The following is a 13,565-nucleotide window of genomic DNA, read 5'->3' on the forward strand; positions in this document are numbered from 1 at the left end:
CGCCGGATCAAAAGGTCAAGACGTAACTGAGAGGAGTGCTGAGCTGCTCGGTCGTGCCGATCTGCTGTTGCGGATGAACCGTTCCAAAGGCGCCGGTTTCCTCGATCCCGATCAGCATCGTGCCACGGAGAACCTGCGGCGCGCCGGTTCCGACGTGCGAAATCGGGAAGCTTGCCCGCGTGCCGAAACCGCCGAACTGTGACGTGTTCGCATCCGGCAGAGGCGTCCCGCCCAGGCTCTTGAACATGGGGATCATGAAGATGAACTGCTCGTTCACCATAAAATACGAATTGTTAGTGTCATTGCCCGTTACCACAAGCGTGTAAGGTGCACCTGCAGAACAATTCACGCTGCCGAATTCCAGCGCTTCCATTCCGGCTGAACCTTCGACCGCGCCATTCTCGCCGTAGGAACCCAAAACACTAGCCACATCGCCCCAGGTCTGGGTGGAGCGATAGGTTCCCATGTTCACCGTCGCCCCGGTAACCGTGCACTGCGCGGCCAGCTCCACCGCGACGTTGCTGACCGCCGTGGTCGTTCCGGCCTGAGCACTCACTGGCACAGCGACCAGACCCAGCGCCAGTGCCGTCCGGAACAAGCTTTTGGATATGATCATGTGCCAGTGCACCCTTCTAGATTGGTTTTACGGACGACTAAGTTACTGCACAATGATGCAAAATCCGTTAGCACGCCTTCAAGGGAAAGCGCGCCGCCGGATCAGAATGTCAGGGTGTAGGTCAGCGGCGAGCTCACCTGGCCGGTGGTCGCGAGCTGCGTAGAGCGGAACGTGCCGTTAGGAGTACCGGCAGCATCGATCCCGACCAGCATCGTGCCCCGCAGAACCTGCGCCACGCCGGTTCCGGTACCGTTGATGTTGAAGCTTGCGCGGGTGCCAAAACCGACGATGTTCGAATTGTTGACGTCCGGCAGCACCACGCCGCCCAGCGACTTGAACATCGGGACAAGGTAGGTGGTCCGTCCGTTGATCACGAAAGTGGACGAAAATCCGGTGCTCCAGTTCCCCTTCACGACCAGGGTATAGGGCAGCCCGTTCGAGCAGAGGACCTGACCGTACTCTAGCCCTTCCGTGCCCTTCGTGCCGATGTACCGGGTGTTGCCTTCACTCGATCCCCAGACAGCCGCGACGTCACCCCAGGTCTGGGTCGAAGTATAGGTGCCCAGGTTCACGGTCGCGCCCGTGACTGTGCACTGATCGGCAACAGCGAACGAGGCCGTGGAGGTGGCGGTGCTCGTCCCGGCCTGGGCGGCGGAGGGAAGTGCCAGTGCGGCGGCGGCGGCCAGGGCCGAAAGTGCAAGCTTGTGGTTCACAGGTTGGTGTCCTTGTCCAATCAGTGTTTGAGCAATGTTCCAGGCGGCGCAAAACGGGGGCGCGCTGGTGGATCAGAAGGTCAGGGTGTAGGTCAGCGGATCGACATGCTGCCCAGCGACCATCTTCTGCTGGAAATGAGACGAGTCGCGCTGCATCACCAGAAAACTACCTTTGATGACTTGTGCGGAACCGGTCCCAGTGGTTCCAATGGAACCGACACTTGCCGAGCCCTGACCGAGATTAGGCCAGAATGTGGCGGTATCCGGGAGGGTAGAATTGCCAATCTGCTTGATGAACATGTACATTTCGGTAGTATTGCCGGCAAGTGTGAACCGGGCCACACCCGTCCCACCACTTGCCAGAACGACAAGCGAATACGGCGTTCCATTGGTGCACAACACCGAACCGTAATCGGCGTAAAGATTTCCCTTACTCCCGGCAACGAAACCACCGGTATCCGGCTGGTACCCAAGGTCCGAGGCAACATCCCCCCAGGTTTGAGCGACGGTGTAAGTGCCGAGGTCGACAATTTTGCCCGAAATTGCGCATTGCTGAACCACGTTGAACGAGGCCGTGCTGGTGGTGGTGCTCGTCCCTGCCTGGGCGGCAGCGGGAAGGCACAGCGCGGCTGCTGCCAGGGCGGAAAGTGCAAGATTGCGCTTCATGGGCGGATGTCCTTGTCCAATCAGGTTGATTTGCCCTTCAACCGGCGCAGGTTTGGGGGGCGCGCCGGTGTAGGCTTTAGAATGTCAGCGTATAGGTCAGCGGGTCGACATATTTGCCGGCAGGCAGGGTATCAGTGAAAAAGGTGTCTACAGTTTGCATGAAGATGACCGAACCCAGGATGGGCTGCTGAAGGCCCGTACCGATTGAACCGATCGAATTGTTGGCCACGTTATTGCCCATGGTTGGGTAGGACGCCGATGCGTCTGATATGGTGAAGTTACCGATCTTGCTTACGAAGGGTGCCAGAACATAGGTCTTGTTGTTCATGTTGAAATTTATGTACCCTAGCCCGCCGCTGCCCTTGATGTTGATCGTGTAAAGAGTGCCGTTGGTGCAAAGGATCGATCCGAAGTTGGCGTACTGGTTGCCCTTGGTGCCCTTCGTGAAAGCGCCTGGGGCCGTGGTGTAGCCGATGTCTTTGCCCAAATCCAACCAGGTCTGCCCGGCGATGTAAGTGCCAACGACCACGGTCGCCCCGGTCACTGCGCATTGCTGAACCACGTTGAACGACGCCGTGCTGGTGGTGGTGCTCGTCCCGGCCTGGGCGGCGGCGGGAAGGCACAGCGCGGCGGCGGCAGCGAGGGCCAGTTTCGATGCTTTGTGGATCATGACATTGGTTCTTTCGCGTGTTGCCCGGCCAGCGCCGTCAGCACTGGGTGCGGCGCGGCCGTGCTGGCCGCGCCGCGTTGCATCAGAAGTTCAAAACGTAGGTAAGCGTGTCGGCGTAGGTTCCGGGCGTGCCGAACTTGTCGGACAACTGCGCAGTGGTGCTGTCAGTTGAGTAGAGCAGGACACTGCCCTGAATATCTTGGGCCGATCCGGTTCCTGAACCGTAAAAAAAGTCCCAGCCGAGGCTTGCACCCCTGCCCGGAATAAATTCGTCGCTGATAACGGCTGCGCCCAACTTCTTGGCATAAATCAAGATGCGGCCGGTCTTCCCGTTGATCGTCAGTTCGATGGCCTTGTCCGCTTGGATGTCGTTGCTCGAGCCACGGATATCGAAGCCGTAAGGCACATTGTTGTCGCAGGTAATGGATCCGATCTTCATCAACGCTTCACCGCGGCTGCCCGCTGTGTAGACAGATCCAGCGATGTTGAGATGGCCAATCGTTGCAGCCAGATCGCCCCAGGTCTGCTGCGTCGTATAGGTACCAAGATCAATCGTGGCGCCCGTGATCGAGCACTGGTTGACCACCGTGAAGCTGGCAGTCTTCGTGTCCGTAGACGTACCAGCCTGGGCGGCGGCGGGAAGGCACAGCGCGGCGGCAGCGGCGAGGGTCAGTTTCGAAGCTTTGCTGATCATGACAGTCTCTCTTTCGTATGTGTTGCAGCGAGTGCAGCCAGTGGCCGCGCCGTGCTTGGTCAGAAGGTCAGGGTGTAGGTCAGCGTGTCGACATAGGTTCCGGCCGCGGCGAACTTGTCCGCCAGTTGTGCCGTGGTGGTGGCCGTGGTGAGGAGAAGAGCGCTGCCCTCAATGTCCTGCGGCACGCCATATCCGATCCACGGAACAGGATCCGCACCGACGCCGATGCCCCGGCCTGGAATATTATCATCGACGGCAAAGTCGCCGCCCACTTTCGTCACATAGAGCTGGAGCCGCGCGGTCTTTCCGCCGATCGTCAGCTCAACCGCCTTGTTCGCCTGCGGATCATTGCTGGAGCCGTGGATGGTGAACCCGTAGAACAGGTTGTTCTGGCAGGTAATGGTCCCCAGCTTCGTCAGCCAATTTCCGCGGCTACCCGCGGTGTAGACGGCGCTACCAACATCGAGATGCCCGATCGAGGCGGCCAGGTCGCCCCAGGTCTGCTGGGTCGTATAGGTGCCCAGATCAATTGTGGCGCCAGAGATCGAGCACTGGTTCACCACATTGAAGCTGGCGTTGGTGGTCCTGATGGACGTACCAGCCTGCGCCGCGCCCGGAACTGCAGCCACGGCGGCCGCAACAAGCGCAATCCTGGAAATGATCTTGTTCATCATCTTTTTCCTAGAAAGCCCCGGGGTGAAGCTGGTTGTCGGGGAAAGGGGAAGGCGATCCGCAGAACGCCCTCCCCCGTCCAATCAGAACGTCAGGGTGTAGGTCAGCGTGTCCGAATACTGCCCCACAGCGCCGAGAGTGTCGGTCACGGCGGCAAAGGTCGGATCCGTTGCAGCGAGCGCGTATACCGTCATGTTCCCCAGCAGGACCTGAGGATTGCCGGTTCCGGTCCCGCTCACAGGGCTGCTCCAGACCTGACGGCCGGTGCCAGGCCATGCAGCGCTGCTATCGGGGAGAGTTACGCCATCAAGCTTTTTGATGCCCATTTCCAGCCGGATGGTCTTGCCATTCAGGGTCATCTTTGCGGTACCGGCATTGCCAGTAGCGTTCGTTCCCTTGATCGTCAGGGTGTAAGGCGTTCCCGAGTCACAGGTGATCGAACCATAGTCCAGGTACTCAAAACCCTTCGAGCCAGCAGTGAAGCCAGTGCTACGAAGACCAAGCGAAGCACCGACCTGCGCCCAGGTGGTGTTGCTGGTATATGAGCCAAGGTTCACGGTAGCGCCCGTTACCGAGCACTGGTTGGTCACAGCAAAGTTGGCCGAGTTGGTTGCAGTCGCGGTGCCGGCCTGGGCTGCGCCCGGAAGAGCTGCGATCGCAGCGGCGGCAATGGCAGCCTTGATAATCGAATTACGCATGAATCTATCCCTGTATTTTGTCACGTCCAGCCGCACCACCGACACTGCCCGACGCATGGAAGTCCGAGGGGTGGCACCCCTGAGCGGAGCGCCACCCGATCAGGATCAGAAGTTGAGGGTGTAGTTCAGGGTGTCGTTGGCAGTGCCGGCAACGCCCAGAGTTTGGGAAGGCAGCGGAGCAGCAGTGCCGCCAACTGCGAAGTTCAGGGTGACGTTGCCGAACAGGGTCTGCGCGGTGCCCGTGCCGGTGGCCGACAGGGTAGCAGTGCCGACCTGGGCGCCCGTACCGGCATAGATGGCCGAGGTGTCGGCAACCACATTACCGGCCAGCTTCTTGATCCCCGGCAGGAAGGTTGCGGTCTTGCCGTTGTGAGCGATGCTGATCGCGCCCGGAACGATGGACGAACCACCCTTGATCGACAGGGTGTACGGCGTGCCGGCATCACAGGTGACCGAACCGAAGTCCAGGTGTTCCTGGCCCAGCGAACCGGGGGTGTAGGTGGTGCCGTTGTAGCTGCCCAGCGCAGCACCAACCTGGCCCCAGGTGTTGGAGGCGGTGTAGGTGCCCAGGTTCACGTTCTTGCCCGTGACGGTGCACTGGTTGATCACGTTCAGCACGGCCTGACCCTGGGCAGTGGCGGTGCCGGCATGAGCAACGCCCGGCAGAGCAGCGAGGGCGGCGGCGGCGATGGCAAGCTTGGAAAGGTTCTTGATCATGATTTGTCCTTTGAATGCAGATCTTTGGGAGTAATTCTAATGCGGTCGCTTCTAACGAATGGAAAAGGGAGGCACCTCGTCAGGAGGCACCTCCCCTTTGCCGGTTTGTTAGAAGTTGAGGGTGTAGTTCAGGGTGTCGTTGGCAGTGCCGGCAACGCCCAGAGTTTGGGAAGGCAGCGGAGCAGCAGTGCCGCCAACTGCGAAGTTCAGGGTGACGTTGCCGAACAGGGTCTGCGCGGTGCCCGTGCCGGTGGCCGACAGGGTAGCAGTGCCGACCTGGGCGCCCGTACCGGCATAGATGGCCGAGGTGTCGGCAACCACATTACCGGCCAGCTTCTTGATCCCCGGCAGGAAGGTTGCGGTCTTGCCGTTGTGAGCGATGCTGATCGCGCCCGGAACGATGGACGAACCACCCTTGATCGACAGGGTGTACGGCGTGCCGGCATCACAGGTGACCGAACCGAAGTCCAGGTGTTCCTGGCCCAGCGAACCGGGGGTGTAGGTGGTGCCGTTGTAGCTGCCCAGCGCAGCACCAACCTGGCCCCAGGTGTTGGAGGCGGTGTAGGTGCCCAGGTTCACGTTCTTGCCCGTGACGGTGCACTGGTTGATCACGTTCAGCACGGCCTGACCCTGGGCAGTGGCGGTGCCGGCATGAGCAACGCCCGGCAGAGCAGCGATGGCGGCGGCGGCGATGGCGAGCTTGCTAACCTTCTTGAACATCTGATTCATCCTGTCTGATGCCAGCCCGACCAAATTTGGCGCGTCACTTGAACCCCACACGAAAGTTCGGAGCGTAACTGGCAGTATTAACTTTCCAGGCCGGATTCGACCTAGGGGGCCGTACCTACCCTGAATTCGTTTTAAATCAATGGGTTAATCCGCCCCGTCCCATCCCGGGACAGTTGCCGGACAAAAGTTAACTCGCGGAAATCTGCGGCAAAATTGAACAGTGCATGAAGTCCATCCAAAAAAGGGCACCATCTGTTCGGTGCGGAATGGAAGACTTCGTTAACTATACTTCTTCATTAATCAGCATGCGTGCGACGCGGGCCAATTAACGCTGGCATCGGGGAGACCTGATAGGGCGCCGCTACTCCAGAGTGTTTCAATTTTTTCGGGATGCGACCCCCGGGCCAGTCTGCAGAACGAATCCGGACTCGGCACTTTTTGCCTAATGACGCGGTAGCATTACCACGGCCTTAGCCAATTGGAAAGATATAATGACACAATTGTAAGCACATAGCCCAAACCGCGCGGTCTGGGCCAGGCTCATTGGTTAACATGTCGCTGACCGGGCGGGTATGACCTGCCCGCGCGGTCAGGCCGGTCGGCGGGCGTACCAGCCGAACCCGGCAATCACGGCGTAGCACAGCGCCGGCAGCAGCAGCGCCAGGGCCAGGCTGCCGGTGGCGTCGGCAATCACCCCGGTCAGCAGCGGGACGACTGCCCCGCCGAAGATCGCGACGTTGATGATCCCGGATCCGTCCGCCGCACGCGGGCCCAGCTTCTCGCAGGCCAGGGTGAAGATGGTCGGGAACATGATCGCGTTCATCAGGCCGATGGCGAGCAGGCTGTAGCCTGACAGGTCGCCGCTGGTCTGGGTGGACAGCCCGATCAGCGCAATCGCGCCCATGGCCACTCCCGCCAGCACCTTGCCCGGACTGACCATGCGCAGCACGGCCGAGCCGATGAAGCGCCCGACCATGGCCCCGCCCCAGTAAAGTCCGATCAGCTTGCCTGCGGCTTGTTCCTGCAGGCCCATGACGTGATCCTGCATGAGGTAGCTGACGATCAGCGATCCAATCGAAACCTCTGCCCCGACGTAGAGGAAGATGCACAGCGCGCCATAGCCGAAGCGCGGCCGCTTCAGCAGGTCCAGACCGGCCAGCCCCGTGCTTTCCTCATGCTTTTCGCCCTTCAACGCATCGCGGAACAGCCAGACCACCCCGGCTACGACGGCCAAAGCCGCGGCAATGCCGAGGTAGCCATTCACGATCGCCTGCGTCTCCGCCGTGCGATAGGCGTCCAGTTCCACGCCCGAAAGCTGGTCCGCCGTGACCGCCGCCAGTCCGCCAAGGATCAGGATCGAGCCGAAATAGGGGAACACCGTCGTCCCCACCGAATTGAACGCCTGGGCAAAGGTCAGGCGGCTGTGGACCGTCTGCGGCTTGCCCAGCAACGAAATCAGCGGATTGGCCACGACCTGGACGATCACCACCCCGCTCGCCAGCACGAACAGGGCCAGCAGGAACAGGGCATAGGTCGCGGTCTGGCTGGCTGGGATGAACAGCAGGCAGCCCGCCATCATCGTCGCCAGCCCGGCCACCGCCCCGCGCATGTAACCGATCCGCTTGACCAGCCGCGCGCCGGGAATTCCGATCACCAGATAGGCGGTGAAAAAGCAGAACTGCACCAGCATCGCCTGGGTATAGCTGAGCGTGAACAGCTCTTTCAGCTTGGGAATGATCACGTCGTTCAGCGAGGTGATCCCGCCGAAGATGAAGAACAGCCCCATCACGAACAGCTGCAACTGCGGCGCGTCGATGTGTTCGGCCTGCGTTTCGGCAGGTGCCTTGCCAGTGGTTACAGCCATGATCGTCCTCTCCCGTCTGCCTTACTTGATCCGCCGGAACCGGACCGCGGCCCCGCCGCCCGGCGCAAGCCGCAGGCTCATTTCATCGGCGCTGCTGACGCGGCGTTGCTCGATCACAATCGAATGGCGCTTGTCCGTGCGGTAATCGGCATCGTCGCCGTCACGGTAGATCTCGGCCACGTACTTTGCTCCCGGGCTCAGGAAGTCGAGCTTGAAGCTGACGCTGCGCGCCTCTTCATCGCCGACCGCGCCCAGATACCAGTCCTCGCCTCCGCGCTGCTTGCGGGCGATGGTGGCATAGTCGCCGATCTCGCCATTCAGGACGCGGGTTTCGGACCAGTCGGTCGGGACGTCGCGAATGAACTTCATCGGGCCGGGATACTTCGCATAGTTTTCCGGCGTGTCGGCCACCATCTGCACCGGCGAATAGATCACGACATAGAGCGCCAGCTGCTTGGCAATGGTCGACAGGATATTGCTGTCGTCGCTGCCCTTCAGGCTGAGCACGCCCGGAGTGAAGTCCATCGGGCCTTCCAGCATCCGGGTGAAGACCAGGTTGGCTTCATGCTCTGGCGGGTTCTTGCCTGGCCAGGCGTTGTATTCCATCCCCCGCATCCCTTCGCGTGCCACCCAGTTGGGATAGGTCCGCTGCAGGCCGGTGCCCTTGATCGGTTCGTGGCTGTCAAAGGCGATCTTGTACTTCGCGGCGGCTTCGGCGACGCGGATGAAGTGGTTGCTCATCCACTGGCCCTGATGCCATTCGCGGTACTTGGTCCCATCCGGATCGACCCGCTCGATCTGTCCGGCATCCGTGACATAGCCAGTCTTGACCACCATGTAGCCATGATCGGCGGCAAACTTGAACGCCTTGTCGAACTGCTGTTCGTAGTGGCTGGCCGCACCGCCGGTTTCGTGATGACCGATCAGGCGCACGCCCTTTTTCCTGGCATAGGCGGCCAGCATCTTCGCGTCGAAATCCTCGGTCGGCTGGGCAAAGTCCATGTCGTTGCCATTGCCGAACCAGTCGCCGTCCCAGCCGACGTTCCAGCCTTCGACCAGCACCTGCGGAATGCCGTTGGCGGCGGCGAAATCGATGTAGCGCTTGACGTTTTCATTGGTCGCGCCGTGCTTTGGCCCGCGCGCCCAGGTCCATTCGCCCTTGATCATGTTCCACCAGACCCCGGCGAACTTGCCGGGCTTGAACCAGCTGACATCGCCCAGCTTGTTCGGCTCGTTGAGGTTGAGCATCAGGTGGCTCTGATAGACGCCAGGCGCATTGTCGGCGATGATCAGCGTGCGCCAGGGGGTGTTCCAGGCGCCGGTCTTCTCCACCTTGGGCCGCCCTGCCCCCGGATGGAGCGCGGCGCGCAGCGTGGTACCTTCGGTGCGCGAGACGGCCATGCCGGAAAAGTCCACCAGCGCCGCTTCGTGCAGGGCAACGTGAGTGCCGTCGGCCAGCTTGATCGTAATCGGTGTGTCGGCATTGCTGACGGCGGACAGCGGGGTCTTGTTGTAAAGGTATTCCTCGCGGTTCCACAGGAAGGCGGGCTTCCACCAGGCGGTGCCGTCCTGGGCAAAGGCGAATTCGGTCAGCTCTTCGGCAATGTTGGTCTTGGCCATGTTGGGCTGCTGCGGGAATTCATAGCGGAAGCCGACGCCGTCGTCGTAAATGCGGAACGTCACGCTGAACACGCGGGCCAGCGCGGTCGTTTCGCGCAGGTGGACCTTCAGTTCGCGGTAGTGGTTGCGGATGCTGGTCCACTCCCCCCACGGCTGGGTCCAGGTATCATCGAAGTCGCGCGTTTCGGTGCCGGTGATTTCCAGCCGCCGGTCGATCTTTGCCACGTCCGTGAACAGGAAGCCCAGGCGCGAAGGCGCGATCACCGGCTTGCCATTGCGGCTGACCGCATAGAGCGCGCGGCCATCGCCATCGGTGGACACTTCAACGCTGACTACACCGCCGGGCGAAGTCGCCGTAGCAGTGCCCTTGGCCTCGGCCATGGCCGGGGCGGCAACGACAAGGGCAGCAGCGGCCCCCAGGACGGGCATCAAACGCATCAGGCTTGTTCCTCTATCAGCAGCGCGCCAAAGGGCGGCAGCGTTCCCAAATCCGCGCCATTGACTGACGCGAGTATCTTTCCGGTCGTTCCCACTCCATCCGGCCAAGGGACGGCCTGTGAAGTGAAGTAGAACACGCAGGCAATCGATTGCTTACCGTCGCTGCGCCGCGCGGCAAGACTGCATTCGTCTGCATGCAAGACCGCGTAGCCGCCCCAGCGCAGGGCCGGGTTCTCGCGTCGCAGGCCCAGCAGCTGGCGGGTCAGGTGCAGCAAGGCCGACGGGTCTTGCTCTTGCCGGTCAACGGCCCGCGCCAGATTGTCCTCGCCCAGGGGCAGCCAGGGAGCGCCGACGGAAAAGCCGCCGTGTTCGTCCTGCGCAACCCAGGGCAGCGGAGTGCGCGCACCGTCGCGCGACAGGGTCAGTGGCCAGTTGGCAATCGCTTCGGGGTCCTGCAGCCGCTCGAACGGAATGTCGACCTGGGTAAGCCCCAGCTCCTCGCCCTGATAGACGATCGGATTGCCGCGCAGGCTGGTCAGCAGCACGGCCTTCATCCGCGCAAAGGAATCGCGTTGGTCCGCCGCGCACCAGCGCGACAATGCGCGCGGGGCATCGTGGTTTTCGAATGCCCAACTGGGCCAGCCGTGCTCGCCATCGCAAGGCCAGCAGGCCTGGGCCTGTGCGACAAGGGCGGGGGTCAGTCGGTCGGCATAAAGGAAATCGAACCCATAGGCGCTGTTCAGCCGCGCCTGTCCCTGGGTGTAGGCGTGCATTTCGGCCAGGGCATTGGCGCCGCCCACTTCGGCCATGGTGAACACCGCGCCGTAACTGTCGCACAGCGCCCGGATCCGCTCGATAAAGGCGGGGATCGCGGCGTGCGACTGGTTGTGCAGGTGCAGCTGGAAATCGAACGGACGCGTGCGGACCTTGCCGTCCTCCGGCGCGGGCGGATTGTCCGTCAGGTCCGGATTGTGCATCGCAAAGTTCAGCGCATCCAGCCGAAAGCCATCGACCCCACGCTCCAGCCAGAACCGCGCGGCATCCAGCAGGGCATCCTGCACGGCGGGGACATGGCAATTGAGCTGCGGCTGCTCTGGCAGGAAATTGTGCAAGTAATACTGCCCGCGCCGCGCGTCCCAGGTCCAGGCCGGGCCGCCGAACACGGACTGCCAGTTGGATGGCGGCGAACCGTCCGGCTTGGCATCGGCCCAGACGTACCAGTCCGACCGCGCACCCCTGCGGCTCTGGCGGCTTTCGGCGAACCACGGATGCTCGTCCGAAGTGTGGGCGTAAACCTGATCGATCAGGACTTTCAGGCCCAGCGCGTGGGCCCGCGCCACCAGTGCGTCGAAATCGGCCAGGGTGCCGAAGATCGGATCGACGCCGCAATAGTCGGCCACGTCATAGCCGAAGTCCTTCATCGGCGAAGTGAAGAACGGCGAAATCCAGATCGCGTCCACCCCCAGCGCCGCGACATAGTCCAGCTTGGCCGTGATCCCGGGCAGGTCGCCAATGCCATCGCCGTTGGAATCCATGAAACTGCGCGGGTAGATTTGATAGATCGAGGCACCGCGCCACCACGGATGCGTGACGGATTGCGCGGCAGGGGCTTGAATGCGGGAAAGCGAGTTCATGGGTCGAGGCTGGGCTTACGGCTTGGCCGCACAGACGGCGTAACCGAAAGCGGGCAGAGTGACGGACAGCGAACCGGGTGCGGCAACCTGGGTTGAGCACTGGCCAGCAAGCGGGGCGAAGGATAGGCTCTGCGGATCGACCTCGACCAGGGCAGACAAGGGCTGCGCCGAGGTGTTGTAGGCCAGGAGGACTTCGCGCCCGGTTTCGGGATCGAACCGCGAAATGGCCAGCAGGCCGGGCTTTTCGGAAAAGGCGCGGATCTTCTGCAAGCCCCCGGTCAGCGCGGGAGTGGCGCGGCGCACGGCGGACAGCTCTGCGATCAGGCGATAGAGCGGGTGCGCGGTGTCAAAGTTCGCCTGTGCCGTCGTCGCGTCGGTGCCGATCAGGTCGTTATCGTTATAGACCGCGACCTTGCTGGGGAACATATCCTCACGCGCCAGCTGGTCGTTCCCATCGGAAACGAAGCCCTGCTCGTCCCCGTAATAGATCGTCGGGACGCCGCGCAGGGTCAGCAGCATCGCGTGGCCCAAGGCCACTCGCTCCAGCAGTTCATCCTGCGAGATGCCGGGATTCGCCTGCTTCACGAACATCGAAAAGCGCCCGAAATCGTGGTTGCCCAGGAAGGTCGGCAGGCGCAGCGCGGCCTTTTCCCCGCCGCGATAGAGCGCGTCATCCTCGAACAACCGGGCCACCTTGTCCGTCCCGATCTTGCCCGACACGGCCTGCTGCATCGCGGCGGCAAAGGCCATGTCGATCGGCGCGGAAAGGTGGGCGATGTGGCTCCACCGCGCGAGGTAGCCGGGATCGATCTCGCCCGTCGCCACTTCGGCAAAGATGTGGAAGTTGGGAATACCCCGGGCCTTGGCACGCTCTATCATGGCCGGTTCGAAGGCCTGCCAGAATTCCGGATTGACGTGCCGCGCCGTATCGATGCGGAAACCGTCGATGCCAAAGCGGTCGATCCAGCTGCCGTAGATCTCGATCATTCCGGCGACCACGCGGGGATGCTCGGTTGCGACGTCGTCCAGCCCGACAAAATCGCCAAAGGTGGCGCTTTCCCCGAACCAGTTGGTGTTGCCCCGGTTGTGGTAATAGATCGGATCGTTCAGCCAGTCCGGCTTTTTCACCCGCTCCTCGCCCTTCGGCACATAGGGCGTATAGGCCCAGGTCGGATCGGTCAACTTGACCCAGTTTTCCGGGGCAGCGACGTGATCGCCGGCAAAGCCGGGATTGATCGGAGCGCCGTTCACCCCGCCGCGGCGGGAATAGGGATAGTCCGCCTTGCCGCGATAGGCATAGTTGCCGCCTTCGCGGTACTGGATCACGTCGGCCGTGTGGTTGACGATGATGTCCATATAGACCTTGATCCCGCGCGCATGGGCGGCATCGACGAAGGCCTTGAACTCTGCCTCGGTCCCGAAATGCGGATCGATGGTGGTGAAGTCGGTCACCCAATAGCCGTGGTATCCGGCGCTTTCATCGCCCTTTGGCCCCTGCACCGGCTTGTTCTTGAACACCGGCGCGAACCAGATCGCGGTGATGCCCATGCCCTGGATATAGTCCAGCCGCCGGGTCAAGCCCTTCAGGTCGCCGCCGTGGTAAAAGCCCTTGGCCGTGGGATCATAGCCATGCTCGAGCCGGTCCCCCTTGATCCCGCCCTTGTCGTTGCGGGTGTCGCCATTGTCGAAGCGGTCCGGCAGGACGAAATAGATCACTTCCTGTTCGGGCGTGCGGGCGCGGAAATCGGCCGGAGCCGCCGCCGGTTCGGCAGCGATTGCGGCGGGAGCAAGGCCAAGTGCGCTGGCGGCCACCAGCAGGGTACGGATCATGGAA

Annotated in this window: 13 protein-coding genes; all 13 read right to left on the reverse strand. The window is 62.0% G+C overall.

Features of this window, described 5'->3' with window-relative positions; all coding sequences use genetic code 11:
* Nucleotides 1–7: 7 nt before the first annotated feature.
* The 13 genes from ACQKOE_RS05450 to ACQKOE_RS05510 all read right to left on the reverse strand — a co-directional run bounded on the left by ACQKOE_RS05450 (nt 8) and on the right by ACQKOE_RS05510 (nt 13,561).
* On the reverse strand, nt 8–616 hold the full coding sequence (locus ACQKOE_RS05450; RefSeq protein WP_427511879.1) for a hypothetical protein: 609 nt from the start codon (nt 614–616) through the stop codon (nt 8–10).
* Between the two features lie 101 nt (nt 617–717).
* On the reverse strand, nt 718–1,329 hold the full coding sequence (locus tag ACQKOE_RS05455; RefSeq protein WP_427511880.1) for a hypothetical protein: 612 nt from the start codon (nt 1,327–1,329) through the stop codon (nt 718–720).
* A gap of 72 nt (nt 1,330–1,401) precedes the next feature.
* Nucleotides 1,402–1,995 (reverse strand): hypothetical protein, encoded by a 594-nt coding sequence (locus ACQKOE_RS05460; protein WP_427511881.1) that lies wholly within the window; start codon nt 1,993–1,995, stop codon nt 1,402–1,404.
* 76 nt (nt 1,996–2,071) lie between these two features.
* Nucleotides 2,072–2,665, reverse strand: a complete 594-nt coding sequence (locus ACQKOE_RS05465; protein ID WP_427511882.1) for a hypothetical protein — start codon at nt 2,663–2,665, stop codon at nt 2,072–2,074.
* A gap of 82 nt (nt 2,666–2,747) precedes the next feature.
* Nucleotides 2,748–3,359, reverse strand: coding sequence for a hypothetical protein (locus tag ACQKOE_RS05470; protein ID WP_427511883.1), 612 nt, complete (start codon nt 3,357–3,359; stop codon nt 2,748–2,750).
* A gap of 59 nt (nt 3,360–3,418) precedes the next feature.
* Nucleotides 3,419–4,030 carry a hypothetical protein gene (locus tag ACQKOE_RS05475; RefSeq protein WP_427511884.1) on the reverse strand — a complete coding sequence of 204 codons (612 nt, stop codon included), beginning with the start codon at nt 4,028–4,030 and terminating at the stop codon, nt 3,419–3,421.
* A gap of 84 nt (nt 4,031–4,114) precedes the next feature.
* Nucleotides 4,115–4,729, reverse strand: coding sequence for a hypothetical protein (locus ACQKOE_RS05480; RefSeq protein ID WP_427511885.1), 615 nt, complete (start codon nt 4,727–4,729; stop codon nt 4,115–4,117).
* 105 nt (nt 4,730–4,834) lie between these two features.
* Nucleotides 4,835–5,446 (reverse strand): hypothetical protein, encoded by a 612-nt coding sequence (locus ACQKOE_RS05485; RefSeq protein ID WP_427511886.1) that lies wholly within the window; start codon nt 5,444–5,446, stop codon nt 4,835–4,837.
* 108 nt (nt 5,447–5,554) lie between these two features.
* A complete protein-coding gene (locus ACQKOE_RS05490) occupies nt 5,555–6,166 on the reverse strand; it encodes a hypothetical protein (protein ID WP_427511887.1) in 612 nt (203 codons plus the stop codon).
* A gap of 598 nt (nt 6,167–6,764) precedes the next feature.
* Nucleotides 6,765–8,039, reverse strand: a complete 1,275-nt coding sequence (locus ACQKOE_RS05495) for a sugar MFS transporter (protein WP_427511888.1) — start codon at nt 8,037–8,039, stop codon at nt 6,765–6,767.
* 21 nt (nt 8,040–8,060) lie between these two features.
* On the reverse strand, nt 8,061–10,097 hold the full coding sequence (locus tag ACQKOE_RS05500) for a glycoside hydrolase family 97 protein (protein WP_427511889.1): 2,037 nt from the start codon (nt 10,095–10,097) through the stop codon (nt 8,061–8,063).
* Nucleotides 10,097–11,731, reverse strand: a complete 1,635-nt coding sequence (locus ACQKOE_RS05505; protein ID WP_427511890.1) for an alpha-glucosidase — start codon at nt 11,729–11,731, stop codon at nt 10,097–10,099. Before ACQKOE_RS05505 ends, ACQKOE_RS05500 begins: the two co-directional genes overlap by 1 nt.
* 15 nt (nt 11,732–11,746) lie before the next feature.
* Nucleotides 11,747–13,561 (reverse strand): alpha-amylase family glycosyl hydrolase, encoded by a 1,815-nt coding sequence (locus ACQKOE_RS05510; protein ID WP_427511891.1) that lies wholly within the window; start codon nt 13,559–13,561, stop codon nt 11,747–11,749.
* Between the last annotated feature and the right edge of the window lie 4 nt (nt 13,562–13,565).

This window comes from Novosphingobium sp. NPDC080210 (assembly GCF_050281025.1).
Taxonomy (GTDB): domain Bacteria; phylum Pseudomonadota; class Alphaproteobacteria; order Sphingomonadales; family Sphingomonadaceae; genus Novosphingobium.

Excerpts from the sequence above, each read along its gene's own strand:
- ACQKOE_RS05450 (WP_427511879.1), bottom strand. The coding sequence starts at position 616 with ATGATCATATCCAAAAGCTTGTTCCGGACGGCACTGGCGCTGGGTCTG.
- ACQKOE_RS05460 (WP_427511881.1), bottom strand. The coding sequence starts at position 1,995 with ATGAAGCGCAATCTTGCACTTTCCGCCCTGGCAGCAGCCGCGCTGTGC.
- ACQKOE_RS05465 (WP_427511882.1), bottom strand. The coding sequence starts at position 2,665 with ATGATCCACAAAGCATCGAAACTGGCCCTCGCTGCCGCCGCCGCGCTG.
- ACQKOE_RS05470 (WP_427511883.1), bottom strand. The coding sequence starts at position 3,359 with ATGATCAGCAAAGCTTCGAAACTGACCCTCGCCGCTGCCGCCGCGCTG.
- ACQKOE_RS05475 (WP_427511884.1), bottom strand. The coding sequence starts at position 4,030 with ATGAACAAGATCATTTCCAGGATTGCGCTTGTTGCGGCCGCCGTGGCT.
- ACQKOE_RS05480 (WP_427511885.1), bottom strand. The coding sequence starts at position 4,729 with ATGCGTAATTCGATTATCAAGGCTGCCATTGCCGCCGCTGCGATCGCA.
- ACQKOE_RS05485 (WP_427511886.1), bottom strand. The coding sequence starts at position 5,446 with ATGATCAAGAACCTTTCCAAGCTTGCCATCGCCGCCGCCGCCCTCGCT.
- ACQKOE_RS05490 (WP_427511887.1), bottom strand. The coding sequence starts at position 6,166 with ATGTTCAAGAAGGTTAGCAAGCTCGCCATCGCCGCCGCCGCCATCGCT.
- ACQKOE_RS05495 (WP_427511888.1), bottom strand. The coding sequence starts at position 8,039 with ATGGCTGTAACCACTGGCAAGGCACCTGCCGAAACGCAGGCCGAACAC.
- ACQKOE_RS05500 (WP_427511889.1), bottom strand. The coding sequence starts at position 10,097 with ATGCGTTTGATGCCCGTCCTGGGGGCCGCTGCTGCCCTTGTCGTTGCC.
- ACQKOE_RS05505 (WP_427511890.1), bottom strand. The coding sequence starts at position 11,731 with ATGAACTCGCTTTCCCGCATTCAAGCCCCTGCCGCGCAATCCGTCACG.
- ACQKOE_RS05510 (WP_427511891.1), bottom strand. The coding sequence starts at position 13,561 with ATGATCCGTACCCTGCTGGTGGCCGCCAGCGCACTTGGCCTTGCTCCC.